We start from the raw sequence: 23785 nt of genomic DNA on the forward strand, positions 1-23785 counted from the left end.
AGCCACGCGCCATGGCTTGCCCTGGCGTGTAACACAGGCGTCATAATGGGCGCTTATCTTGCCGCTCAATAGATGATAGGGCGTTAACGTCCTCAGGAACGCCAGATGAATAATGAAGTGCTAACCCCTGTCGCGATCAAGGATGCCCAGGAACTCCCCGAAGAGATGGTGCAGACCCCGCCAGACCTGCCGCCGGCGCCCCTGCCTGCCGTGGAACCGGTGGCAGAGCCTGCGGCTCCGGCACCCGCGCCGGCCCCTGCAATCATCATCCCAGGCCTGGACGACAGCAGCCTGTACATTCATCGCGAACTCTCGCAGCTGCAGTTCAATATCCGTGTGCTGGAACAGGCGCTGGACGAGAACTACCCTCTGCTCGAACGCCTCAAGTTCCTGTTGATCTTCTCCAGCAACCTCGACGAGTTCTTCGAGATCCGCGTCGCCGGCCTGAAGAAGCAGATCAACTTCGCCCGTGAACAGGCCGGTGCCGACGGCCTGCAGCCGCACCAGGCGCTAGCACGCATCAGCGACCTGGTGCACAGCGAAGTGGAGCGCCAGTACGCGATCCTCAACGACGTGCTGCTGCCAGAGCTGGAAAAGCACCATATTCGCTTCATCCGCCGGCGTTACTGGACACCCAAGCTCAAGACCTGGGTGCGCCGCTACTTCCGCGACGAAATCGCCCCGATCATCACCCCGATCGGCCTCGACCCTACCCACCCGTTCCCGCTGCTGGTGAACAAGAGCCTCAACTTCATCGTCGAGCTCGAGGGTGTCGACGCCTTCGGCCGCGATTCGGGCCTGGCGATCATCCCGGCCCCGCGCCTGCTGCCGCGGGTCATCCGGGTGCCGGAAGAGGTGGGTGGCCCGGGCGCCAACTACGTGTTCCTGTCGTCGATGATTCACGCGCACGCCGACGACCTGTTCCAGGGCATGAAGGTGAAGGGCTGCTACCAGTTCCGCCTGACCCGTAACGCCGACCTGGCGCTGGACTCCGAAGAGGTCGACGACCTGGCCCGCGCCCTGCGCGGCGAGCTGTTCTCGCGCCGCTACGGTGACGCCGTGCGCCTGGAGGTGGCCGACACCTGCCCGAAACACTTGTCGGACTACCTGCTCAAGCAGTTCAGCCTCAGCGAAAGCGAGCTGTACCAGGTCAACGGCCCGGTCAACCTTACCCGTCTGTTCAGCATCACCGGCCTGGACAGCCACCCCGAGCTGCAGTACACGCCGTTCACCCCGGCGATCCCCAAGCTGCTGCAGAACGCCGACAACATCTTCAGCGTGATCGGCAAGCAGGACATCCTGCTGATGCACCCGTTCGAGTCCTTCACCCCGGTGATCGACTTGCTGCGCCAGGCCGCCAAGGACCCGCACGTACTTGCCGTGCGCCAGACCCTGTACCGTTCCGGGGCCAACTCGGAAATCGTCGACGCGCTGGTGGACGCGGCACGTAACGGCAAGGAGGTCACTGCGGTGATCGAGTTGCGGGCGCGCTTTGACGAAGAGTCCAACCTGCAGATGGCCAGCCGCCTGCAAGCGGCCGGTGCGGTGGTGATCTACGGCGTGGTCGGCTTCAAGACCCACGCCAAGATGATGCTGATCCTGCGCCGCGAGCAGGGCGAGATCGTGCGTTATGCGCACCTGGGCACTGGTAACTACCACGCCGGCAACGCCCGCCTTTACACCGACTACAGCCTGCTGACCTCCGACGACGCCCTCACCGAGGACGTCGGCAAGCTGTTCAGCCAGCTGATCGGCATGGGCAAGACCCTGCGCATGAAGAAACTGCTGCACGCGCCGTTCACCCTGAAGAAGGGCATGCTCGACATGATCGCGCGGGAAACCCAGTTCGCCCTCGAAGGCAAGCCGGCGCATATCATCGCCAAGTTCAACTCGCTGACCGACGCCAAGGTCATCAAGGCGCTGTACAAGGCCAGCCAGTCGGGCGTGAAGATCGACCTGGTGGTGCGTGGCATGTGCTGCCTGCGCCCAGGCATTCCGGGGGTTTCGCACAACATCCAGGTGCGCTCGATCATCGGCCGCTTCCTCGAGCACACGCGGGTGTTCTACTTCCTCAATGGCGGCGAAGAGCAGATCTACCTGTCCAGTGCCGACTGGATGGAGCGCAACCTCGACAAGCGTGTCGAGACCTGCTTCCCGGTGGAAGGCAAGAAGCTGTTGCTGCGGGTGAAGAAGGAGCTGGAAGGCTACCTGACCGACAACACCCACGCCTGGACCTTGCAGCCGGACGGGCGCTACGTGCGCAGCACGCCGACCGGCAACCAGAACCCACGCAGTGCCCAGGCGACCCTGCTGGAGCGCCTGAGCAACCCGGTCCTCAACGTACGCTGAGGACGAAGCCGACCCGGGCCAGCCACTCCGCCTCGTTGGCGAAGTCGGCCTGGGTCAGCTGGTTCTGTTCCAGCCAGCCCTCTGGGAAGGCCACATCGAGGCTGCTGTCGGCAGCCTTGAGCTCGACCTTCGGCATCTGCTGGTTGCCACGGATGTGGTGGAACAGGATGGCGAAGCGCAGCAGCACGCACAGGCGCAGAAGCTTGACCCCTTCCTCACCCAGTTCGGCGATCTTGTCCTTGGGGATGTTGCGGCGGTGGCCGCGCACCAGCAAGGCCATCATCTGCTGGTCCTCGCGGGAGAAGCCCGACAGGTCGGAGTGTTCGATCAGGTAGGCGCCGTGCTTGTGATAGTGGTAGTGGGCGATATCCAGGCCGATTTCGTGCACTTTCGCCGCCCAGCCCAGCAGATCGCGCCAATTCCCGTCTTTGAGGTCCCACGCGTCAGCCACCTGGTCGAAGGCGTGCAATGCCTTGCGCTCGACGCGCGCAGCCTGGCCCTGGTCCACGTGGTAGCGCTCCATCAGCGAGTTCAGGGTGCGTTCGCGCACGTCTTCGTGGTGGTGGCGGCCCAGCAGGTCGAACAGCACGCCTTCGCGCAGGGCGCCGTCGCAGTGGTCCATGCGTTGCAGTTCCAGGGCATCGAAGATCGCTTCGAGAATCGCCAGGCCCGCCGGGAAGATGGTGCGGCGGTCCGGCTTGACGCCTTCGAAGTCGATCTTGTCGACCTCGCCAAGCTTGAACAGCTTGCGCTTGACCCAGGCCAGCCCCTCGGCGTTGACCTCGCCATTGCCCAGGCCGCCTGCCTTGATGGCGGCGCCGATGGCTCGAATGGTACCGGACGAGCCGATGGCCTCGTCCCAGGTCAGGCGGTGCAGGGCATTCTCGATGCTCATCAGCTCGAGGCGCGCGGCGGTGTAGGCCTGCGCGTAGCGGGCCGGGGTGATCTTGCCGTCGCGGAAGTAGCGCTGGGTGAAGCTGACGCAGCCCATCTGCAGGCTTTCGCGCAGCAGCGGCTCGAAGCGCTGGCCGATGATGAACTCGGTACTGCCGCCGCCGATATCGGCCACCAGGCGCTTGCCGGGGGTATCGGCCAGGGTATGCGACACGCCCAGGTAGATCAGGCGCGCTTCTTCACGGCCGGAGATCACCTCGACCGGGTGGCCAAGGATGGCTTCGGCGCGCTGGATGAATTCGTTGCGGTTGCGCGCTTCGCGCAAGGCGTTGGTACCGACGATGCGCACCGAGCCTGCCGGCATGCCGTTGATCAGTTGGGAAAAGCGCTTGAGGCAATCCAGGCCTCGTTCCATTGCCTCTTCACTGAGCTTGCGTTCTTCGTCGATGCCAGCGGCCAGCTGAACCTTCTCGCCGAGCCGCTCGAGAATGCGGATTTCGGTATGGTGGGCCTTGGCCACGACCATATGAAAGCTGTTGGAGCCAAGGTCGATGGCGGCGATCAGGGACAGGTTCTTCGCGATGGTTTGCGGCATGATCTGGTTGTTCTCGGTCGTTAACCCGGCAATCGTGCCACGATAGCAGGCTGTCGCCAACGCGTGGTACATAGCCGTTGAGCTGGCCTTGATGCAAGGCAATGTGCCATTCGATGCTATGACGTTTGTATGACAGTTTCGATTCGTGGCGTCTTGCACAACTATAGTTACACTCAATCGTCCGCGGCTTCCTGTAGGAGACGGGTGCGGCTATGATGGGCAACGTTTTTTATTGCTTACGACCTTGGAGATTTCCATGAGCGACAAAATCAAACACGTCACCGACGCCAGCTTCGAAGCCGACGTACTGCAGGCTCAAGGCCCGGTGCTGGTCGACTACTGGGCTGAATGGTGCGGCCCATGCAAGATGATCGCTCCGGTTCTGGACGACATCGCTGCTACCTACGAGGGCAAACTGACCGTCGCCAAGCTGAACATCGACGAGAACCAGGAAACCCCGGCCAAGCACGGCGTGCGTGGTATCCCGACGCTGATGCTGTTCAAGAACGGCAACGTCGAAGCCACCAAGGTCGGCGCCCTGTCCAAATCGCAGCTGGCCGCGTTCCTCGACGCCCACCTGTGATGTGAAAAAGCCCCGCAGATGCGGGGTTTTTTTTGCCTCTGCAAAGGCAGTCTTGCCCATGTAGGAGCAGCCTTGTGCTGCGAAAGGGCCGGTAAGGCTGACGTTGTCGCTGCGGCTGATGGCCTCTTCGCAGCACAAGGCTGCTCCTACTGACAGGTGTGTTGCAGCAGAAAATGGCAGGGCAAAACCACTAGACGCAGAAAAAAGCAAGTGTTACATTCGGCCTCGCACTGCTTCTCCAGTGCCCTCTACACGCCGTCGCCGAAGCATCCCTAATTCGAATCAGTACGCGATCCTGTCGCCATCTAGCGGCGCGGCCTCATTAAGCCAGAAGCTTAATTCTCCCTTCTTACATGATTACGTCACTCCCCTTATGAACCTGACTGAACTCAAGCAAAAGCCGATTACCGATCTTTTGGAAATGGCCGAACAGATGGGCATCGAAAACATGGCCCGTTCGCGCAAACAGGACGTGATTTTCGCCCTGCTGAAGAAGCACGCGAAAAGCGGCGAAGAGATCTCGGGTGACGGCGTGCTGGAGATTCTCCAGGATGGTTTCGGTTTCCTGCGTTCGGCTGATGCGTCCTACCTGGCCGGCCCTGACGATATCTACGTCTCGCCCAGCCAGATCCGCCGCTTCAACCTGCGTACCGGTGACACCATCGTCGGCAAGATCCGCCCGCCGAAGGAAGGGGAGCGTTACTTCGCCCTGCTGAAGGTCGACACCATCAACTTCGACCGCCCGGAAAACGCGAAGAACAAGATCCTGTTCGAAAACCTGACGCCGCTGTTCCCGAACAAGCGCCTGAAGATGGAAGCCGGTAACGGCTCCACCGAAGACCTGACCGGCCGCGTCATCGACCTGTGCGCCCCGATCGGCAAAGGCCAGCGTGGCCTGATCGTTGCTCCGCCGAAAGCGGGCAAGACGATCATGCTGCAGAACATCGCGGCCAACATCACCCGCAACAACCCCGAGTGCCACCTGATCGTCCTGCTGATCGACGAGCGCCCGGAAGAAGTGACCGAAATGCAGCGCACCGTGCGCGGCGAAGTGGTTGCTTCCACCTTCGACGAGCCGCCAACCCGCCACGTGCAGGTCGCCGAAATGGTGATCGAGAAGGCCAAACGCCTGGTCGAGCACAAGAAGGATGTGGTCATCCTGCTGGACTCCATCACCCGTCTGGCGCGTGCCTACAACACCGTGATCCCGAGCTCCGGCAAGGTATTGACCGGTGGTGTCGACGCCCACGCCCTGGAGAAGCCGAAGCGCTTCTTCGGTGCCGCGCGTAACATCGAGGAAGGCGGTTCGCTGACCATCATCGCCACCGCGCTGGTCGAAACCGGCTCGAAGATGGACGAAGTGATCTACGAAGAGTTCAAGGGCACCGGCAACATGGAGCTGCCGCTGGACCGCCGCATCGCCGAGAAGCGCGTGTTCCCGGCCATCAACATCAACCGTTCCGGTACTCGCCGCGAAGAGCTGCTGACCGCCGACGACGAACTGCAGCGCATGTGGATCCTGCGCAAGCTGCTGCACCCGATGGACGAAATCGCCGCCATCGAGTTCCTGGTCGACAAGCTCAAGCAGACCAAGACCAACGACGAGTTCTTCCTGTCGATGAAGCGCAAGTAAGCGTTTCAGGCCGGAATTGATTGGGGCCGCTTCGCGCCCCATCGCGACACAAGGCCGCTCCTACAGGGGAATGCGTAATCCTGTAGGAGCGGCCTTGTGTCGCGATGGGGCGCGAAGCGGCCCCAAGTCATTTTTGGCTATTAGGCACTGAACGGCGCTACACTCTGCACCCCCGACCGATACGGCCAACACGAGGCTCCTGCATGCAGTATCGCGACTTGCGCGACTTCATCCGTGGCCTGGAACAGCGCGGCGAGCTCAAGCGCATCCAGGTTCCGATCTCCCCCGTCCTGGAAATGACCGAGGTCTGCGACCGCACCCTGCGTGCCAAGGGCCCTGCATTGCTGTTCGAAAAGCCCACCGGCTTCGACATCCCGGTGCTGGGCAACCTTTTCGGCACCCCGGAGCGCGTGGCCATGGGCATGGGCGCCGAGTCGGTCGATGAACTGCGGGAAATCGGCAAGCTGCTGGCCTTCCTCAAGGAGCCTGAGCCGCCGAAGGGCCTGAAGGATGCCTGGTCCAAGCTGCCGATCTTCAAGAAAGTCGTGTCGATGGCGCCGAAAGTGGTCAAGGACGCGGTGTGTCAGGAAGTGGTGGTCGAGGGGGACGATGTCGACCTCGGCGCTCTGCCGATCCAGCACTGCTGGCCGGGCGACGTGGCGCCGCTGATCACCTGGGGCCTCACCGTCACCCGCGGCCCGAACAAGGACCGCCAGAACCTGGGCATCTACCGCCAGCAGGTGATCGGCCGCAACAAGGTCATCATGCGCTGGCTCAGCCACCGTGGCGGGGCCCTGGACTACCGCGAATGGTGCGAGAAGAACCCTGGCCAGCCGTTCCCGGTCGCCGTGGCCCTGGGCGCTGACCCGGCCACCATCCTCGGCGCCGTGACCCCGGTGCCGGACACCCTCTCCGAGTACGCCTTCGCCGGCCTGCTGCGCGGCAACCGCACCGAACTGGTCAAGTGCCGGGGTAGCAACCTGCAGGTACCGGCCACCGCCGAAATCATCCTGGAAGGTGTGATCCACCCGGGCGAAATGGCCCCGGAAGGCCCGTACGGCGACCACACCGGCTACTACAACGAAGTGGACAGCTTCCCGGTGTTCACCGTCGAGCGCATCACCCATCGGCAGAAACCGATCTACCACAGCACCTACACCGGCCGCCCGCCAGATGAGCCGGCGATCCTCGGCGTGGCGCTGAACGAAGTGTTCGTGCCGATCCTGCAGAAGCAGTTCCCGGAAATCGTCGATTTCTACCTGCCGCCGGAAGGCTGCTCGTACCGCATGGCGGTGGTGACCATGAAGAAGCAGTACCCGGGCCACGCCAAGCGTGTGATGCTGGGTGTGTGGTCGTTCCTGCGACAGTTCATGTACACCAAGTTCGTTATTGTCACCGATGACGATATCAATGCCCGCGACTGGAACGATGTGATCTGGGCCATCACCACACGCATGGACCCCAAGCGTGATACGGTGATGATCGACAACACCCCGATCGACTACCTGGACTTCGCGTCGCCGGTATCCGGGTTGGGGTCGAAGATGGGCCTGGACGCCACGCACAAGTGGCCGGGCGAGACTACACGCGAATGGGGACGGGTCATCGTCAAGGACGAAGCCGTCACCCGCCGTATCGATGAGCTGTGGGATCAGTTGGGAATAGATTGATGCAGGTAACGTTGCAGCCGTCCGGGGCGGTGCTGGCGCTCGAACCCGGGGAACGGATCCTGGATGGAGCGCGGCGGCTGGGCTATGACTGCCCGAACAGCTGCCGCAATGGCAATTGCCATGTCTGCGCCGCGTTGTTGGTCGAAGGCCGGGTACGCCAGGAAGGTGAAGTCCGCGACCATGGCGAGCTGTTCACCTGCATTGCCGAACCGCTGGAGGACTGCGTGTTGCTCTGGGATGGTGTGCTCGCCCTGGGCGAGTTGCCGGTGCGCAAACTGGCGTGCAGTGTCAGTGAGTGCGTCGAGGTCGGTGGCGACGTCTGGCGCGTGCGGTTGCGCGCGCCGGCTGGCAGGCCGCCGCGCTACCACGCGGGGCAGTATCTGATGATCGAGCGCGAAGGCGGCAAGCAGGCAGCGTTTTCGCTGGCTTCCGCACCCCATGCCGGGCGCGAGCTGGAGCTGCATGTGCTGGCGCGCGAGCCCAGTGCGGTGCAACTTATCGAGCAGCTCAAGCGCGACGGCCTGGCGCGCATCGAAATGCCGTTCGGCGACACCCACCTGGCCGAGTTGCCCGACGGGCCGCTGGTGCTGATAGCTGCTGGCACCGGCATGGGCCAGATGCACAGCCTGGTCGAGCATTGCCGGGCTCAGGGTTTCAAGCACCCGGTGCACCTGTACTGGGGCGTGCGCCGGCCCGAGGACTTCTACCAGATCGAGCACTGGGACGAATGGCAGCGCCTGCCCAACCTGTTCCTGCATCAGGTGGTCAGCGACCTGTGCGGCTGGGAAGGCCGTTGCGGCATGCTGCATGAGGCGGTCTGCGAGGACATCGCCGACCTCAACAGCGTGCATGTATATGCCAGCGGCTCGCCGAACATGATCTATGCCACTCTCGACGCCCTGGTCGAAGCCGGCATGGATGCGCACCGCATGCGCGCCGATGTGTTTGCCTACGCACCACGCGGCTAATAACCGAAGTTTGAAAGTATGGGTATAAGGCGGTAATTGTTACCGCCTTGGCTAATAACTTTCACAGTTGTCGAAACAGTACTTTCCAGTCGTCGGGAGCGCGGATGAAACTCTGGCGCGAGGGCTTGAGTATTCCTGCATTTCTGTCCTATGGTTACTGCAAGCGCCCTTGGTACAGAGGTTGGGGGCGCATCGTAATCGAATCTCGCTACATCCGTAGTTCACAGGGATAATGGCGGCAGCTTATGTCGGCACTTGAAAGTATGTCCTGGGAAGTTTCATATCCACCGACACTCGACTTCGGTCAGCAACATACTCGCGAACAGTTGTTCAATTCCATGAAGACAACCATGTCTCGCCATCAGGGTGGGCCGGTGTGGCTGTTCGCCTATGGTTCGTTGATCTGGCGACCGGAGTGCAACTCGGTGGAGCGCCAACGCGCGCGGGTACATGGTTACCACCGTGGTTTGTATCTGTGGTCGCACGAACACCGCGGCACCCCGGAAACCCCCGGGCTGGTGTTCGGCCTGGACCGTGGGGGCTCCTGCAGTGGTTTTGCCTACCGGCTGGATGAAAGCAGCCTGGACGAGTCGCTGATGGCCCTGTGGCAACGCGAGATGCCGTACCCGGCGTACCGGCCGCACTGGCTCAGTTGCCGGTTGGGTGATGGCAGCAAGGTGCAGGCCCTGGGCTTCGTGCTGGAGCGGCATTTGCCGTGCTATGCCGGGAACCTGCCGGACACCCTGCTAAGCCAGATCCTGGCCAGTGCCAAGGGGCGCTATGGCACCACGCGTGATTATGTCGAACAGACCTTGAATGCCCTGCGCAGCCACCAGATGCCCGATCGCAACCTGGAGGCGCGGTTCAGGCGCTGCCATAACCTGCGCGAAGTTTGATTAGCCTGCACCGGCCTCTTCGCGGGCACGCCCGCTCCCACAGGATCACCACAGCCTCGAACGGCATGGTATTCCTGTGGGAGCGGGCGTGCCCGCGAAAAGGCCGGAACTGTCTTACCTGGCCAGCACCACCAACTTACCCACAGCCTGACGCTGCCCCAACTTTTCAATGGCAGCCCCTGCCTCAGCCAGTGGATAAGTCTGCGACACCAGCGGCTTCAACTTGCCTTCGGCATGCCATGCAAACAGCTGCCGGAAGTTGGCCGCATTGTCCTCCGGCTGACGCTGGGCAAACGCCCCGCAGAACACCCCGAGCACCGCCGCGCCCTTGAGGAGCACCAGGTTGGCCGCCAGCTGCGGGATGGTCCCGCTGGCAAAACCCACCACCAGCAACCGGCCATTCCAGGCCAGCCCGCGCACTGCCTGCTCGAACAACTCGCCACCCACCGGGTCGTAGATCACGTCCACGCCCTGGCCGCCGGTCAGGCGCTTGATCTCGTCACGCAGTCTGGCCTGGCTGTAGTCGATTAGTTCATCCGCGCCGGCTGCCTTGGCCACGGCCAGTTTTTCCGCACTGCTGGCGGCCGCGATCACCCGCGCGCCCATGGCCTTGCCGATCTCCACCGCCGCCAGGCCGACCCCGCCGGACGCGGCTAGCACCAGCAGGGTTTCGCCCGCCTGCAACTGGCCGCGCTGGCGCAGGGCGTGCATGGAGGTGCCGTAGGTCATGCCGAATGCCGCTGCGGTGGTGAAGTCCATGCTCGGCGGGATCGGCAGCACATTGTAGAACGGCACCGCCACCTGCTCGGCGAATGCACCCCAGCCGGTCAGCGCCATGACCCGGTCGCCGACCTTGAACGCGCCGGCCTTTTCCCCGACGGCGGCCACCACGCCCGCTGCCTCGCCGCCGGGGGAGAACGGCAACGGTGGCTGGAACTGGTACTTGCCTTCGATGATCAGGGTGTCGGGGAAGTTGACCCCGGCGGCCTGCACATCCAGCAGGATCTCGTTTTTCTTCGGCACCGGGCTGGCCACCTCTTCCAGCACCAGGTCGCGCGCCGGGCCCAGGGTTTTGCACAACACAGCTTTCATCGGGGCTATTCCTTTGCGGGTCGTGGCCGATAAGTGTAGGAGTGCCGCCTGCCCGGTCAACGAGCATGGGGCGCCCTGATGTGCAGGCATAAGTGGCGGCACAAGCCCGGGCTTGGGTTTGAGCGGCATGCTGGGTAAGCTGGCGCCAACTGTATTGAGGAGCAAATTCGTGAAAGCGTGGATCTTGATGGTGCTGGCGCTGCTGCTGCCGGCTGCGGCCATGGCCGAGGAAGCCAAGGAAGGGGCGCCGAAAGTCGCCTACATCAGCCTGAGCCCGCCCTTTGTCGGCAACTACGCCCTCGACGGCAGCCCGCGGCTGCGCGTGTACAAGGCCGACGTGGCCCTGCGCGTGACTGGCGACGAAGCCGCCAAGGCGGTGAAGCACCACGAGCCGCTGATCCGCAACCAGCTGGTGGCCCTGTTCACCCAACAGTCGGTGGACAGCATGAGCAACGTCGAAGCCAAGGAGCATCTTCGCCAGGAAGCGCTGAAACAGGTGCAGCAGGTGATGGAAGCCGAAGAGGGCAAGCCGATCGTTGAAGACCTGCTGTTCAACAACCTGATCGTGCAGTGATCCACTTTGTCTGACTAACTCGGTCCCTGTAGGAGCGGCCTTGTGTCGCGAAAGGGCTGCATGGCAGCCCCTGGCAATTGATGCGGTATAGCCGAAATCCGGGGGCCGCTATGCGGCCCTTTCGCGACACAAGGCCGCTCCTACAAGTGCCCGCTGAGCCTGAGCATCATCAAGACGCCAGGCTTCGGCGAAACCGCGCCAGCGCCACACCGAAGAACACCAGCCCGATCACGGCCAGCGCCAGGATGTCCGGCCACACCACCGTCCAGCCGGCATCACGGAACAGGATTGCGGCGCCAAGGCTGACAAAGTGCGTCGACGGCGACCCTTGCATCACCCACTGCAGCCACTGCGGCATGCTGTCCAGCGGTGTGCTGCCGCCGGACAGCAACAGCATCGGGATGATCACCGGGATTGCCAACAGGCCGAATTGTGGCGTCGAGCGCGCCAGGGTGGCGAGGAAGATGCCCAGTGCGGTGCTGGCAAACAGGTACAGCGCGGTCACGGCCAGGAACAGGCCCATCGAACCGGAGAGCGGCACGCCAAGCGCGCCCTTGACCACCACCACCAGCGAAATCCAGGTGCAGATCACCACCACCAGCGCGTTGCTGGCGATTTTCGCCAGCATGATTTCCAGCGCGGTCAGCGGCAGCACCAGCATGTGGTCGAGGGTGCCGTGCTCGCGCTCGCGCAGCAACGCGGTGCCGGTGAGGATGATCGCCAGGATGGTGATGTTGTTGACGATCTGGATCACCGCCAGGAACCAGCCACCCTCCAGGTTGGGGTTGAAGAGGGCCTTGGCGTTTATTACCACCGGGCTCTGTGTGTTGTTGCGCTGGCTGTAGTCGAGCAACTCGCGTTCGAAGATGTGGCCGATATAGCCGGCCCCCATGAACGCCTGGCTCATGGCCGTGGCGTCGACATTGATCTGCAGTTCCGGCGAGCGCCCGGCCAGCAGGTCGCTTTGGAAATTCACCGGCACGTTGATCACGAAGGTGTACTGGCCGCTGTCCATGGCCTGGTCCAGGCGCCCCGGGGCCAGCGGCACGGCGGGCTGGAATTCGGGTGGTTGCAGGGCTTCGCCGAGCTTGCGTGACAGCAGGCTGTGGTCTTCGTCCACCACCGCGACGCTGGCGTTGTGCACGCCGATCACCGAGCCGGCTGCGGGCATGTAGATGGCCACGCTGAAGGCATACAGCAGGAACAACAGCAGCACGCTGTCATGGTGCAGGCTGGTCAGCTCTTTCAGGCCCAGGCGCAGGGTGTGGTTCAGGCGCGACATTTCAGGCCTCCTGCTTCTTCAGCATGGCCAGGCTCAGGCCGGTGAACACAACAAAGAAACTGAGCAGGATCAGGCACTGCGGCCACAGTTCGCGCAGGCCCAGCGCCTTGGTGAAGGTGCCGACCGCAATGTCGAGGAAGTAGCCCGCCGGGAACAGCTGGCCCATCACCGCCGCCGCGCCGTCCAGCGACGAGCGTGGCACGATCAGCCCGGAGAACTGGATGGTCGGCAGGCTGGTGATGATCATGGTGCCCAGGATGGCGGCGATCTGTGTGCGGGTGAAGGCCGAGATCAGCAGGCCCAGGCTGGTGGTCGCCAGCAGGTAGGCGACGCCGCCACAGGCCAGGGCCAGCACGCTGCCCTTGAGCGGCACGGCGAACAGCCAGCGGTTCATCGCCACCAGCAACGCCAGGTTGACCAGGCTCACGGCCAGATAGGGCATCTGCTTGCCAAGCAGAAACTCCAGGCGGGTGAGGGGTGTGGCGTAGAAGTTGGTGATGGAGCTGAGCTCTTTCTCGCGGACGATACCCAGCGCGGTGAGCATGGCCGGGATGAAGGCCAGGATCAGCGCCATTACTCCCGGGCCGATGGCGTTCACGCTGACCACATCCTGGTTGTAGCGAAAACGGGTTTCCAGGCGCACCAGGTCTTGGCGCGGCTGCGGCTGTGGGCTGGCCTTGGCCAGTTGCTCGAGGTTGGCCTGATGCACGGCTTCCACGTAGTTGCGGCTGGTTTCCGCGCGGAACGGCATACCGCCATCAAGCCGGGCAGCCACCACCGGTTGACGCCCGGCGTACAGGTCGCGGCCAAAGCCGGGCGGAATTTCCAGCGCCAGTTTGATTTCCGAGCGCTGCAGGCGCTGGTGCATTTCGCGGGTATCGCGGATTGGCGCCTGTTCGGCGAAATATCGTGAACCACGGAAAGCTTCGAGGTAGGCCCGGCTTTGCGGGCTCTGGTCCTGGTCGTGTACGGCGAAGGCGAGGTTTTCCACATCCAGCGAAATGCCATAGCCGAAGATCACCATCATGAACACCGCCCCCAGCAGAGCGAAGGCCAGGCGTACCCTGTCGCGCAGCAGCTCCTTGCCCTCACGGCTGGCCACCGCCAGCAGGCGACGCAGGCTGAAACCCTGGCGCAGCGCCGGCGCAGGCGTGGCGGCCTGTTCCAGCACGGCGTTGTCGGTGGCTTGCGGCGCCAGTTCCTGGGCCTGTTCCAGGCAGCGCACGAACGCGTCTTCCAGGGTGTTGCCTTGGTACTGGCGTTGCAGGGCTCCCGGCGTGTCGCAGGCCAGCACCCGGCCTGCATGCATCAGCGAGATGCGGTCGCAGCGTTGGGCTTCGTTCATGAAGTGGGTGGAAAGGAAAATGGTCACGCCCTGCTCGCGTGACAGCTCCACCAGCAGGCGCCAGAAGTCGTCACGGGCAGCCGGGTCGACGCCGGAGGTGGGTTCGTCGAGGATCAGCACTTCCGGGCGGTGCAGCACCGCCACCGCCAGTGACAGGCGCTGGCGCAGGCCGAGGGGCAGGGCGCCGGATGGCTGGTCGGCGATGGCACCCAGGTCGAAGCGCTCGATCAGTTCGTCGATACGCTGGGCGCTCTCGGCCTTGGGCAGGTCGAACAGGCGGGCATGCAGGGTCAGGTTCTGCCGGGTGCTGAGCTCCCCATACAGCGAAAAACTCTGCGACATGAAACCGACCCGCTTGCGCGTGGCCAGGTCGCTGGCATCCACCGGGCGGCCGAGCAGGCTGGCGCTGCCTTCGCTGGCCGGCATCAGGCCGGTGAGCACTTTCATGGTGGTGGTCTTGCCGCAGCCGTTGGAGCCCAGGAAGCCGAAGATCTCCCCGCGGCCAATGGCGAAGCTGACCTTGTTCACTGCCGTGAAATCGCCAAAGCGCAGGGTCAGGTCGTGGGCCTCGATGGCGACCGAGGTGTCAGTGGCTGGGCGCGGTGGAATGATGAGCGGAGGGTGTTGTGCCTTGCCCGCGCCTTGGTAATGGGTGAAGGCGTCGTCCAGCTTGCCGCTGGGGGTGACTGCGGCAAGTTCATGGCTGGGGCCGGCGGCCAGCAGGCGGCCGCCATCGAGCATCAGGCAATGCTCGAATTGTTCGGCTTCCTCCATGTAGGCGGTGGCCACCAGCAGGGTCAGTTGCGGGCGTTGCGCGCGCACCTGTTCGACTAGCTCCCAGAAACGCCGCCGTGACAGTGGGTCGACGCCGGTGGTCGGCTCGTCGAGGATCAGCAGGTCCGGCTCGTGGATCAGCGCGCAGCACAGGCCCAGCTTCTGTTTCATGCCGCCCGACAGCTTGCCCGCTGGGCGCTCGGCAAAGCGCAGCAGGTCGGTGGCCAGTAGCAGGTTGGCCATGCGCTGTTCGCATTCGCGGCGGCCGAGGCCGAACAGGGTGGCGAAAAAACGGATGTTCTCGCTGATCGACAGCTCCGGATACAGGTTGTTGCCCAGCCCCTGCGGCATGAACGCCACTTTCGGGTACAGCGCCGCGCGATGGCGCCGCTGGCGGATCGAGCCACCCAGCACCTGCAGTTCGCCCTGTTGCAGGCGCTTGACGCCGGCGATCAGCCCCAGCAGGGTCGATTTGCCAGCCCCGTCAGGGCCGATCAGCGCGCAACGGGTGCCCGCCGGCAGGCTGAATTCGAGGGGATGCAGGGCCACCAGATCGCCGTAGCGATGGCTGATACCCTCGGCCAGCAGTGCCGGGGCGTTCATTGCAGGTTGGCCGGCCAGTCCACCTCAGCCGTGCGTACATAGCCGGCGCCTGGCATGCCCGGCTTGGCCTGCGGTACGGCGCCCGGGTCGGTCAGGCGCAACTTGACCCGGAACACCAGCTTCTGCCGCTCGTCGCGGGTTTCCACCTGCTTGGGGGTGAACTGGGCCTTGGCCGCGACAAAGGCCACCTTCGCCGGCAGCGCCCGCTCGGGCAGGGCGTCGAGCACGATCCGCGCCTGGTCGCCGACGGTCAGCCGGCCGCTGGTGGAGGCGGGCAGGTAGAGGTTCATGTACTGGTCGCTGGGGTCGATCAGCATCAGTACGCGGCCGCCGGCACCCAACACTTCACCGGGCTCGGCCAGGCGCAGCTGGATGATGCCGTCGATCGGTGCGCGCAGGCTGCTGTCGTCGATCTCGCTGGTGAGCTGCGCCACCTGGGCCTCGGCGGCGCCGATGGCGGCCTTGATCGCCGCCAGTTGGGCGCGGGCGGCGACCACGGCGGCGTTGGCCGTGTCGAAGCGCGCCTGCTGTTGGTCGAGCAACTGCTGGCTGGCGTATTTGCGCTGGAAGATCTCGCGCACGCGCTTGAGCTCCTGGCTGGCCAGCAGCAGTTCGCTTTGGCGCAGCTGCACGCTGGCCTGGGCGGCGGCGTAGTTTTCCCGGGCGCGCAGCACTTCGGCTTCGGCCTGGCTGCGCTGGGCTTCCATGGTACGGGTGTCGATACGCGCCAGCAGCTGGCCGCGAGTTACCTTGTCACCTTCGTCGACCAGCACTTCGGCCAGGCGGCCGGGGATTTTGCTGGCGATCTGCACTTCGGTGGCTTCCAGGCGGCCGTTGCCCATGCTCAGGCCTTCGGGCAACTGGTCGTGGAGCGACTTCCAGTACCCCAGCCCACCGGCTGTTGCGAGTAGGGCGATCAGCGCGGTGGCGAAGATCCTGGGGGCGTATCGGTTCATCGGTCTGCATCCTTGCGGTCATGCACACTGCATCATGGCCTGCGGCCATGAGCGACGTGTTGATATCAATCAAAGGCCCCCACAGTCCCTGTAGGAGCGGCCTTGTGTCGCGAAAGGGCTGCAAAGCAGCCCCGGCAATCCATGGGGTGACGCTGAAATCCCGGGGCCGCTGTGCGCCCCATCGCGACACAAGGCCGCTCCTACAGGGGACCGCGCCGGTCAGCAAGATCTGACCTTAGTCGCAGTTTCAACGCAAAGCGACAATCACCGCCCATTGCTCTGGCGTTACCGGCATCACCGACAGGCGGCTGCCCTTCTGCACCAGCGGCAATTCGGCCAGGCCTGCCTGCTGTTTCAGCCAGCCCAGCTCCAGCACCCGTGGCAGGGTTTGCACATGGGCCACATCCACCGCGCTCCACGGGTTCTTGTCGGCCGTGGCCTTGGCATCGTAGTAGTGGCTTTGCGGGTCCAGCGCGGTCGGGTCGGGGTAGGCGGCGCGGGTGATCCTGGCAATGCCGGCGATGCCCGGCTGCGGGCAGCTGGAGTGATAGAAGAAGAACTCGTCGCCAACGCTCATGGCCCGCAGGAAATTGCGCGCCTGGTAGTTGCGCACGCCGTCCCAGCGCGCTTCGCCGAGGCGGCCGAGGGCTTCGATGGAGAGCTCGTCGGGCTCGGATTTCATCAGCCAGTAGGCCATGGGTGCTGCTCCTGAAAAGGTTTGAAATAACCTGTTGCATGAAACCGACAGTCGGTTGGCGTCAAGGTTTGCGTGCAGACGCAGGTTGTCGGAAAATGCGCCCCGTTTAAAGCGCGATGCTCCGGCGATACCCAGAAAATTGCCGAGCCTGAACAGTTTGCCTGGGGGGCAATCTTCGATGAATCAACGTAACAAGCCGGATCTGCTGTGGATCCTGGTGTTCATTTTCGGCCTGGGTGTGGTCACGACCGGTTATGCGCAAGGTATCTGGGAGCGCAAGCTGGACAACGCCTATCAGATGCCGGTCGACGCCAGCCAGCCGCAACGTTGATGCCCCCGCCGGCGCCGCTCAACGCGGCGCCAGGTACCAGCCACGGTCCGAGACCGTCCCCTGCAGCGGTACATCCCAACTGGCCTGAGCCAGCCGCTCGACCTTCTGGCATTCATGTGCCAGCCCCAACAGCAATGGTTTTTTCCAGGTCTGGCGACGTGCTTGGTAGGCCAGGCTGCGATCATAGAAACCACCGCCCATTCCCAGGCGACCGCCCACTTCGTCGAAACCGACCAACGGTAGCAGGATCAGGTCCAGCGACCAGATCGGGCGCTGGCGCTTGCGCTCGGTGACCGGCTCGGGAATGCGAAAGCGGTTGGGCTTGAGCTTCTCGCCCTGCTCGAAGCGCTGGAACACCATGCGCGTGCGCGGCCAGGCGTGCAGCACCGGCAGGTAGGTGCGCTTGCCGCGGCGCTGGGCTTCGCGCAGCAGCAGGTAAGGGTCGATCTCGCCGTCGTTGGGCAGGTACAGGGCAATATGCCGGGCGCGTCGGAACAGCGGGTGCTGCGCCAGCTGGCGGTACAGGCCAAGGGCGGCCTGGCGTTGCTGGGCAGGGGTAAGGGCGCGGCGGGCATTGCGGAGCAGGCGACGGAGCTGGGGGCGGGTGAGCTGCGCGGTGTCGGTCATGGCACGGGCGATCCCAGGTGCTGGCCGACGTGGTCGGCCAAAACGAATTGCCCGCCGGAAGGGGGCGGGCAAGAGAATTCAGGCTCCCCGATAAGACCGCTATCGGTGTAGCCCTTGAACCCGAAAGTTCAAGGTGGAGATTGCAGGGGGCGTTAAGGCTTTCCGTCGGGCGGACATGCACACCGGCCCCAGCGTGCAACCCCCGTGGTTGTGCGTATCGGCTCAGGGACATAACCGACTGGCGCATCCCCCAGGGAGTGGCGCCAGTATACCAATCTCAGCCGATTTTGGTATCCGCGTCGTCGGACAGTGCCTGGTCGACCCGTTCCAGCAGGTCGCGCACCTGTTCGCGGGTGGTGCCGCCTGCCGGGGCATCGTTACGGTCTTCCTGGCGGTGCAGCATTTCGTGGGTGATGTTCAACGCTGCCATGACCGCGATGCGGTCGGCGCCGATCACCTTGCCGCTGCTGCGGATCTCGCGCATCTTGCCGTCCAGGTAGCGCGCGGCGCTGACCAGGTTGTTGCGCTCTTCCGGCGGGCAGATGATCGAATATTCCTTGTCGAGGATCTGCACGGTGACGCTATTGCTTGAACTCATGAGTCTTGCTCCAGAGCCTTGAGGCGTAAAATCATCGACTCGACCTTGCGCTTGGCGATCTCGTTCTTTTCGATGAGGTGGGCGCGCTCTTCGCGCCAGGATTTTTCCTGAGCTACTAGGAGTGCATTTTGCCGTTTTAGTTGCTCGACACGTTCGATCAGCAACTCGAATCGGCTCATCAGTGCCTGCAGGTCGTTCTCTTGCGTGGGTTGCACTCGATTCGCTCCGTCGTTGAGTCACCTGGCGATGATGCCTCTCCCTGGGCGGCGACGGCCAGTGCCGATGGTCTTGGCGCGCCTGCCGGTGCTAGGATACAAGGTCTCCATTCTAGTCATTGCGCCGTCTGGCGCCTAGCTGCCCATGCCCAATACCCAATCGCCCTACATCGCCTTCGCCATGCTGCTGTCCAGCAATGGTCATCCTGTCACCCCGGCCGAACTGCACGGCCTGCTGATCGGCCGCAGCTGCGCCGGTGCCGGCTTCGACGCCGACGGCTGGCTGGCCGATGCCGCCCAGCTGCTGGAAACCGAGCCCGGTGACACCGTGCGCAACGCCCTGGTCGGCCTGCAGGAAATGGTCAAGGGCGAGCTGACCAGCGACGACATGGCCATCGTCCTGCTGCTGCCTTCCGACGACGCCGCCCTGAGCGACCGCGCCACCGCGCTGGGCCAGTGGTGCCAAGGCTTCATCACCGGTTTCGGCCTGAATGCCGGTGGCAAGGACCTGTCCGACGAGGCCAAGGAAGTGCTGCAGGACCTGGTAGCCATTTCCCAGGTCCAGGAAGCCCTCGAGGAATCCGAGGACGGCGAGAGCGACTACATGGAAGTCATGGAATACCTGCGCGTGGCGCCGTTGCTGCTGTTCTCCGAGCTGGCCAAGCCGGCCGCCCCCGCACCCAAGCCATCGCTGCACTGATCAACCGGGGGTAGTCTGCCCATGAGCCACATTCCCAAGGCCGAGTATGCCCGTCGGCGCAAGGCGCTGATGGCGCAGATGGTCCCCAACAGCATCGCCATCCTGCCCGCCGCCGCGGTTGCCATCCGCAACCGCGACGTCGAGCACGTTTACCGCCAGGACAGCGACTTCCAGTACCTCAGCGGTTTCCCCGAGCCGGAAGCGGTGATTGCGCTGATCCCAGGGCGCGAGCATGGCGAATACGTGCTGTTCTGCCGTGAACGCAACCCCGAGCGCGAGCTGTGGGATGGTCTGCGGGCCGGCCAGGAAGGTGCGGTGCGCGATTTTGGCGCAGACGATGCCTTCCCCATCACCGACATCGACGAGATCCTGCCGGGCCTGATCGAAGGCCGTGAGCGGGTGTACAGCGCCATGGGCAGCAACCCCGAGTTCGACCGCCGGCTGATGGACTGGATCAACGTGATCCGCTCCAAGGCCCGCCTGGGTGCCCAGCCGCCGAACGAGTTCGTTGCGCTGGATCATCTGCTGCACGACATGCGCCTGTATAAATCGGCAGCGGAAGTGAAGGTGATGCGCGCTGCCGCAGACATCTCGGCGCGGGCTCACGTGCGGGCCATGCAGGCCTGCCGGGCCGGGTTGCACGAATACAGCCTGGAAGCCGAGCTGGACTACGAGTTCCGCAAGGGCGGGGCGAAGATGCCGGCCTACGGCTCGATCGTCGCGGCCGGGCGCAATGGCTGCATCCTGCACTATCAGCAGAACGACGCCCCGCTCAAGGATGGCGACCTGGTGCTGATCGACGCCGGCTGCGAGATCGACTGCTACGCCAGCGACATCACCCGTACCTTCCCGGTCAGCGGGCGCTTTTCGCCCGAGCAGAAGGCCATCTACGAGCTGGTGCTCAAGGCGCAGGCCGCGGCGTTTGCCGAAATCGCCCCCGGCAAGCACTGGAACCACGCCCATGAGGCGACCGTGCGGGTCATCACCGAGGGCCTGGTGGAGCTGGGCCTGCTGACGGGCGAGGTGCAGGCGCTGATCGACAGCGAGGCCTATCGTGCCTTCTACATGCACCGTGCCGGGCACTGGCTGGGCATGGATGTGCACGATGTGGGCGAGTACAAGGTGGGCGGCGAGTGGCGGGTGCTTGAACCCGGCATGGCGCTGACCGTCGAACCGGGCATCTACATAGGCGCCGACAATCAGGCCGTGGCCAAGAAATGGCGCGGCATTGGTGTAAGGATCGAGGACGACGTGGTAGTGACCAGGCAAGGCTGTGAAATCCTGACTTCGGGCGTGCCGCGCACGGTCGCCGAGATCGAGGCGCTGATGCAGGCCGCCCGCAAGGACGCGGCATGAATCGGGTAAACCTGGCGATCATCGGTGGCGGCCTGGTGGGCGCGAGCCTGGCCCTGGCCCTGCAGGCGGGGGCCAAGGCGCGAGGCTGGAAGATCCTGCTGATCGAGCCGTTCGCCCCCGGTGACAGCTTCCAGCCCAGCTACGACGCGCGTTCGTCGGCACTGTCGTTCGGTACCCAGCAGATCTACCAGCAGCTGGGCCTGTGGCAGGCCATCGGCCATCGCGCCGAGCCGATCCGGCAAATTCACGTATCCGACCGCGGCCGCTTCGGCGCCACCCGCCTGGATGCCCTGGAAGAGGGCGTGCCGGCGCTTGGCTACGTGGTGGAAAACGCCTGGCTGGGCCAGTGCCTGTGGCAAGGGCTGGACAGCGAGGTGGTGAGCTGGCGCTGCCCGGCGGAGGTGACCGCGATGCAGGCCATCGAAGGTGGCTACCGCCTGCTGCTGAACGACGACACCCAGCTGGAGTGCGACCTGGCGGTACTGGCCGACGGTGGCCGCTCCGGCCTGCGCGAACAGCTGGGCATCCATGTGCGCCACACGCCCTACCAACAGAGCGCGTTGATCGCCAATATCACCCCGGGCGAGGCCCACGGTGGCCAGGCCTTCGAGCGTTTCACCGAAGAAGGCCCCATGGCCCTGCTGCCGCTGCCGGATAACCGCTGCGCGCTGGTCTGGACCCGCCAGGGCATGGACGCGCGACGCCTGGCCGACATCGACGAGCGCAGTTTCCTGCGCGAGCTGCAGGGCGTGTTCGGCTATCGCCTGGGCGCCTTGCGCCAGGTCGGCGCGCGGCACCTCTACCCACTGTCGCTGATCGAGGCCCAGGAACAGGTGCGGCCGCATCTGGTGGTGCTGGGCAACGCCGCGCACAGCCTGCACCCCATTGCCGGCCAGGGCTTCAACCTGTCGCTGCGTGACGTGCAGGCGCTGGCCGAGGCGCTGCTGGCCGGGCCGCAGCAGCCTGGTGACCTGACCACGTTGCAGGCCTACCACCAGCGCCAGCGCCTGGACCAGGCCATGACCATCGGTTTTTCCGACCAGGTCACCCGTCTGTTCGGCAGCAGCCAGCCATTGCTGGCCGCAGGCCGCAACCTTGGCCTGCTCGGGCTCGACCTGCTGCCACCGGCCAAAAGCTGGTTCGCCCGCCAGGCCATGGGCCTGGGCACCCGCCCCGATCCGCGAGGTCAGGCATGAGTGACGCCGCGCGCAGGCTGGCGCGCCGGGCGTGCCTGTTGCGCTGGCGGCTTAACCTGTTCCCGCCGCACCTCGGGGCTGGTATCCGCGTGCAGCACATCAGCCCGGACCTGCGCAGCGTCAAGGTGGCGATGAAACTGACCCGCTGGAACCGCAACTACGTCGGCACCCAATGCGGCGGCAGCCTGTACGGCATGGTCGACCCGTTCTACATGCTGCTGTTGATCGAGCAGCTGGGGCGTGACTACATCGTCTGGGACAAGGCTGCCAGCATCGATTTCATTTCGCCGGGCAAAGGCCCGGTGTATGCCGAACTCCACGTCGATGACGCGCTGCTGGACGAAATCCGCCAGCAGACCGCCACCGGCAAGAAGTGCCTGCCGCGTTTGCAGGTCGATATCCGCGACGGCGCCGGCGAGCTGGTGGCGCGGGTCGATAAAACCCTATATGTGCGGCTCAAGCCGCAAGCGAGGCTGGCGTAAGGCATGGAAATGCGCGCAGATCTGTTGATTGTCGGTGCCGGTATGGTCGGCAGCGCCCTGGCCCTGGCGTTGCGCCACAGTGGCTTGCAAATCCTCTTGCTCGACGGCGGCCCGCTGACGGTCAAGCCGTTCGATGCCCAGGCCCCGTTCGAGCCGCGTGTCAGCGCGCTGTCGGCAGCCAGCCAGCGCATCCTCGAGCGCCTTGGCGCCTGGGATGGCATTGCCAAGCGGCGTGCCACGCCATACTCGGACATGCATGTGTGGGATGGCAGCGGCACCGGGCAGATTCACTTCTCGGCTGCCAGCGTGCATGCCCAGGTGCTCGGCCACATCGTCGAGAACCGGGTGGTGCAGGATGGCCTGCTGGAGCGCCTGCATGACAGCGACATCGGCCTGCTGCCCAATGCGCGGCTCGAACAGCTGCGCCGCTCCGGCGACGAGTGGCTGCTGACTCTCGCCGATGGCCGCCAGCTGCGTGCGCCGCTGGTGATCGCGGCCGACGGTGCCAACTCGGCAGTGCGGCGCCTGGCCGGCTGCGAAACCCGCGAGTGGGATTACCTGCACCATGCCATCGTCACCAGCGTGCGTTGCAGCGCCGGGCACCAGGCCACGGCCTGGCAGCGCTTCACCGATGAAGGGCCACTGGCGTTCCTGCCGCTGACCCGCGATGGCCAGCAGGACTGGTGCTCGATCGTGTGGTCGACCACCCCGGAGCATGCCGAGCAATTGATGGCGCTGGATGAAGCGGCCTTCCTGAAGGCCCTGGAGCGGGCTTTCGAGGGGCGCCTGGGTGATGTGCTGCAGGCCGACCCGCGGGTGTGCGTGCCGCTGCGCCAGCGCCACGCCAAGCGCTATGTGGATGAAGGCCTGGCATTGATCGGCGATGCCGCGCACACCATTCACCCGCTGGCCGGGCAGGGCGTGAACCTAGGCTTCCTCGATGCTGCGGTGCTGGCCGAGGTGCTGGTCAACGCCTGCGAGCGTGGCGAGCGGCTGGCGGATGTGAAGGTGCTGAGCCGTTACGAGCGGCGGCGAATGCCGCACAACCTGGCGCTGATGGCGGCGATGGAAGGGTTCGAGCGGTTGTTCCAGGCCAACCCGTTGCCGTTGCGCTGGTTGCGTAACAGCGGGTTGAAGCTGGTGGAACAGATGCCGGAGGCCAAGGCGCTGTTCGTGCGGCAGGCGCTGGGTTTGAGCGGTGACCTGCCCGATCTCGCCAAAGCCTGAAGATCTTGCACGATCAGTTGTAGGAGCAGCCTTGTGCTGCGAAGAGGCCCGTGAAGCCAGCCAATCATTTAGATTGGGCTGCCGGCCCTTTCGCAGCACAAGGCTGCTCCTACAAAGGCGGCGCAAGTTCTGCAACATCCGG

22 protein-coding genes and 1 other RNA gene are annotated in these 23785 nt (G+C 64.4%); 13 read left to right on the plus strand and 10 right to left on the minus strand.

All coding sequences use genetic code 11. The features are described 5' to 3' along the window. Window positions 1–105: 105 nt before the first annotated feature. Window positions 106–2349 (plus strand): polyphosphate kinase 1, encoded by a 2244-nt coding sequence (gene ppk1, locus ACGLHT_RS01730; RefSeq protein WP_025341064.1) that lies wholly within the window; start codon window positions 106–108, stop codon window positions 2347–2349. Here ppk1 and ppx read toward each other — a convergent pair. Continuing rightward, a complete protein-coding gene (ppx, locus tag ACGLHT_RS01735) occupies window positions 2336–3838 on the minus strand; it encodes an exopolyphosphatase (protein WP_025341063.1) in 1503 nt (500 codons plus the stop codon). The genes ppk1 and ppx overlap by 14 nt on opposite strands. A 256-nt stretch (window positions 3839–4094) precedes the next feature. On the opposite strand from ppx, the gene trxA reads away from it, so the two are divergent. From trxA to ACGLHT_RS01760, 5 genes are all read left to right on the plus strand, one after another. Then, window positions 4095–4421: a thioredoxin TrxA gene (gene trxA / locus ACGLHT_RS01740; protein ID WP_012274768.1), complete on the plus strand. Its 327-nt coding sequence runs from the start codon at window positions 4095–4097 to the stop codon at window positions 4419–4421. A 373-nt stretch (window positions 4422–4794) separates the two neighbouring features. Further along, a complete protein-coding gene (gene rho / locus ACGLHT_RS01745; RefSeq protein WP_003253661.1) occupies window positions 4795–6054 on the plus strand; it encodes a transcription termination factor Rho in 1260 nt (419 codons plus the stop codon). Between the two features lie 203 nt (window positions 6055–6257). Continuing rightward, entirely contained in the window at window positions 6258–7724 is a 1467-nt protein-coding gene (gene ubiD / locus ACGLHT_RS01750; protein WP_025341062.1) for a 4-hydroxy-3-polyprenylbenzoate decarboxylase, read from the plus strand. Further along, window positions 7724–8692 (plus strand): CDP-6-deoxy-delta-3,4-glucoseen reductase, encoded by a 969-nt coding sequence (locus ACGLHT_RS01755; RefSeq protein WP_274078269.1) that lies wholly within the window; start codon window positions 7724–7726, stop codon window positions 8690–8692. Before ubiD ends, ACGLHT_RS01755 begins: the two co-directional genes overlap by 1 nt. 245 nt (window positions 8693–8937) lie before the next feature. Further along, window positions 8938–9588, plus strand: coding sequence for a gamma-glutamylcyclotransferase (locus tag ACGLHT_RS01760; protein ID WP_025341060.1), 651 nt, complete (start codon window positions 8938–8940; stop codon window positions 9586–9588). A gap of 114 nt (window positions 9589–9702) precedes the next feature. Here the strand turns inward: ACGLHT_RS01760 and ACGLHT_RS01765 are convergent, their stop codons facing one another. Then, window positions 9703–10680, minus strand: coding sequence for an NADPH:quinone oxidoreductase family protein (locus ACGLHT_RS01765; RefSeq protein ID WP_274119812.1), 978 nt, complete (start codon window positions 10678–10680; stop codon window positions 9703–9705). 169 nt (window positions 10681–10849) lie between these two features. On the opposite strand from ACGLHT_RS01765, the gene ACGLHT_RS01770 reads away from it, so the two are divergent. Then, the gene (locus ACGLHT_RS01770) at window positions 10850–11254 is read left to right on the plus strand and encodes a flagellar basal body-associated protein FliL (RefSeq protein WP_025341058.1); all 405 of its coding nucleotides are present in this window, start codon (window positions 10850–10852) and stop codon (window positions 11252–11254) included. 169 nt (window positions 11255–11423) lie between these two features. On the opposite strand, the gene ACGLHT_RS01775 is transcribed toward ACGLHT_RS01770, so the two are convergent. The 4 genes from ACGLHT_RS01775 to ACGLHT_RS01790 form a co-directional block, all read right to left on the minus strand. Next, window positions 11424–12536, minus strand: coding sequence for an ABC transporter permease (locus tag ACGLHT_RS01775; RefSeq protein WP_274119813.1), 1113 nt, complete (start codon window positions 12534–12536; stop codon window positions 11424–11426). Window position 12537: 1 nt separating this feature from the next. Further along, entirely contained in the window at window positions 12538–15258 is a 2721-nt protein-coding gene (gene rbbA, locus ACGLHT_RS01780) for a ribosome-associated ATPase/putative transporter RbbA (RefSeq protein ID WP_274119814.1), read from the minus strand. Further along, window positions 15255–16214 carry an HlyD family secretion protein gene (locus ACGLHT_RS01785; RefSeq protein ID WP_085704041.1) on the minus strand — a complete coding sequence of 320 codons (960 nt, stop codon included), beginning with the start codon at window positions 16212–16214 and terminating at the stop codon, window positions 15255–15257. Before ACGLHT_RS01785 ends, rbbA begins: the two co-directional genes overlap by 4 nt. 247 nt (window positions 16215–16461) lie before the next feature. Further along, window positions 16462–16911: an EVE domain-containing protein gene (locus ACGLHT_RS01790; protein ID WP_025341054.1), complete on the minus strand. Its 450-nt coding sequence runs from the start codon at window positions 16909–16911 to the stop codon at window positions 16462–16464. Between the two features lie 178 nt (window positions 16912–17089). Here ACGLHT_RS01790 and ACGLHT_RS01795 point away from each other — a divergent pair, with 178 nt between their 5' ends. Beyond that, on the plus strand, window positions 17090–17242 hold the full coding sequence (locus ACGLHT_RS01795) for a hypothetical protein (RefSeq protein WP_013974724.1): 153 nt from the start codon (window positions 17090–17092) through the stop codon (window positions 17240–17242). Window positions 17243–17260: 18 nt separating this feature from the next. Here ACGLHT_RS01795 and ACGLHT_RS01800 read toward each other — a convergent pair whose 3' ends face one another. The 4 genes from ACGLHT_RS01800 to ACGLHT_RS01815 form a co-directional block, all read right to left on the minus strand. Beyond that, on the minus strand, window positions 17261–17869 hold the full coding sequence (locus tag ACGLHT_RS01800; protein WP_003259369.1) for a 5-formyltetrahydrofolate cyclo-ligase: 609 nt from the start codon (window positions 17867–17869) through the stop codon (window positions 17261–17263). Window positions 17870–17949: 80 nt separating this feature from the next. Continuing rightward, window positions 17950–18129: non-coding RNA, 6S RNA (gene ssrS / locus ACGLHT_RS01805), on the minus strand. 17 nt (window positions 18130–18146) lie between these two features. After that, window positions 18147–18467: a cell division protein ZapA gene (locus tag ACGLHT_RS01810; protein WP_003259368.1), complete on the minus strand. Its 321-nt coding sequence runs from the start codon at window positions 18465–18467 to the stop codon at window positions 18147–18149. Beyond that, window positions 18464–18646 (minus strand): TIGR02449 family protein, encoded by a 183-nt coding sequence (locus ACGLHT_RS01815; protein WP_029886233.1) that lies wholly within the window; start codon window positions 18644–18646, stop codon window positions 18464–18466. The genes ACGLHT_RS01810 and ACGLHT_RS01815 overlap by 4 nt, the downstream gene beginning before the upstream one ends. A gap of 181 nt (window positions 18647–18827) precedes the next feature. Here ACGLHT_RS01815 and ACGLHT_RS01820 point away from each other — a divergent pair, with 181 nt between their 5' ends. The 5 genes from ACGLHT_RS01820 to ACGLHT_RS01840 are packed head-to-tail and all read left to right on the plus strand — an operon-like array spanning window position 18828 to window position 23643. Further along, the gene (locus tag ACGLHT_RS01820) at window positions 18828–19382 is read left to right on the plus strand and encodes a YecA family protein (protein WP_003259367.1); all 555 of its coding nucleotides are present in this window, start codon (window positions 18828–18830) and stop codon (window positions 19380–19382) included. Window positions 19383–19403: 21 nt separating this feature from the next. Further along, window positions 19404–20738, plus strand: a complete 1335-nt coding sequence (pepP, locus tag ACGLHT_RS01825; RefSeq protein ID WP_025341052.1) for a Xaa-Pro aminopeptidase — start codon at window positions 19404–19406, stop codon at window positions 20736–20738. After that, window positions 20735–21934, plus strand: coding sequence for a 2-octaprenyl-6-methoxyphenyl hydroxylase (ubiH, locus tag ACGLHT_RS01830; RefSeq protein ID WP_046613628.1), 1200 nt, complete (start codon window positions 20735–20737; stop codon window positions 21932–21934). Before pepP ends, ubiH begins: the two co-directional genes overlap by 4 nt. After that, window positions 21931–22416, plus strand: a complete 486-nt coding sequence (locus ACGLHT_RS01835) for a DUF4442 domain-containing protein (RefSeq protein WP_274119815.1) — start codon at window positions 21931–21933, stop codon at window positions 22414–22416. The genes ubiH and ACGLHT_RS01835 overlap by 4 nt, the downstream gene beginning before the upstream one ends. 9 nt (window positions 22417–22425) lie before the next feature. Continuing rightward, window positions 22426–23643 carry a 2-octaprenyl-3-methyl-6-methoxy-1,4-benzoquinol hydroxylase gene (locus tag ACGLHT_RS01840; RefSeq protein WP_274119816.1) on the plus strand — a complete coding sequence of 406 codons (1218 nt, stop codon included), beginning with the start codon at window positions 22426–22428 and terminating at the stop codon, window positions 23641–23643. The last annotated feature ends 142 nt before the right edge of the window (window positions 23644–23785 follow it).

The organism is Pseudomonas sp. PsB (assembly GCF_043658375.1).
Taxonomy (GTDB): domain Bacteria; phylum Pseudomonadota; class Gammaproteobacteria; order Pseudomonadales; family Pseudomonadaceae; genus Aquipseudomonas; species Aquipseudomonas putida_Z.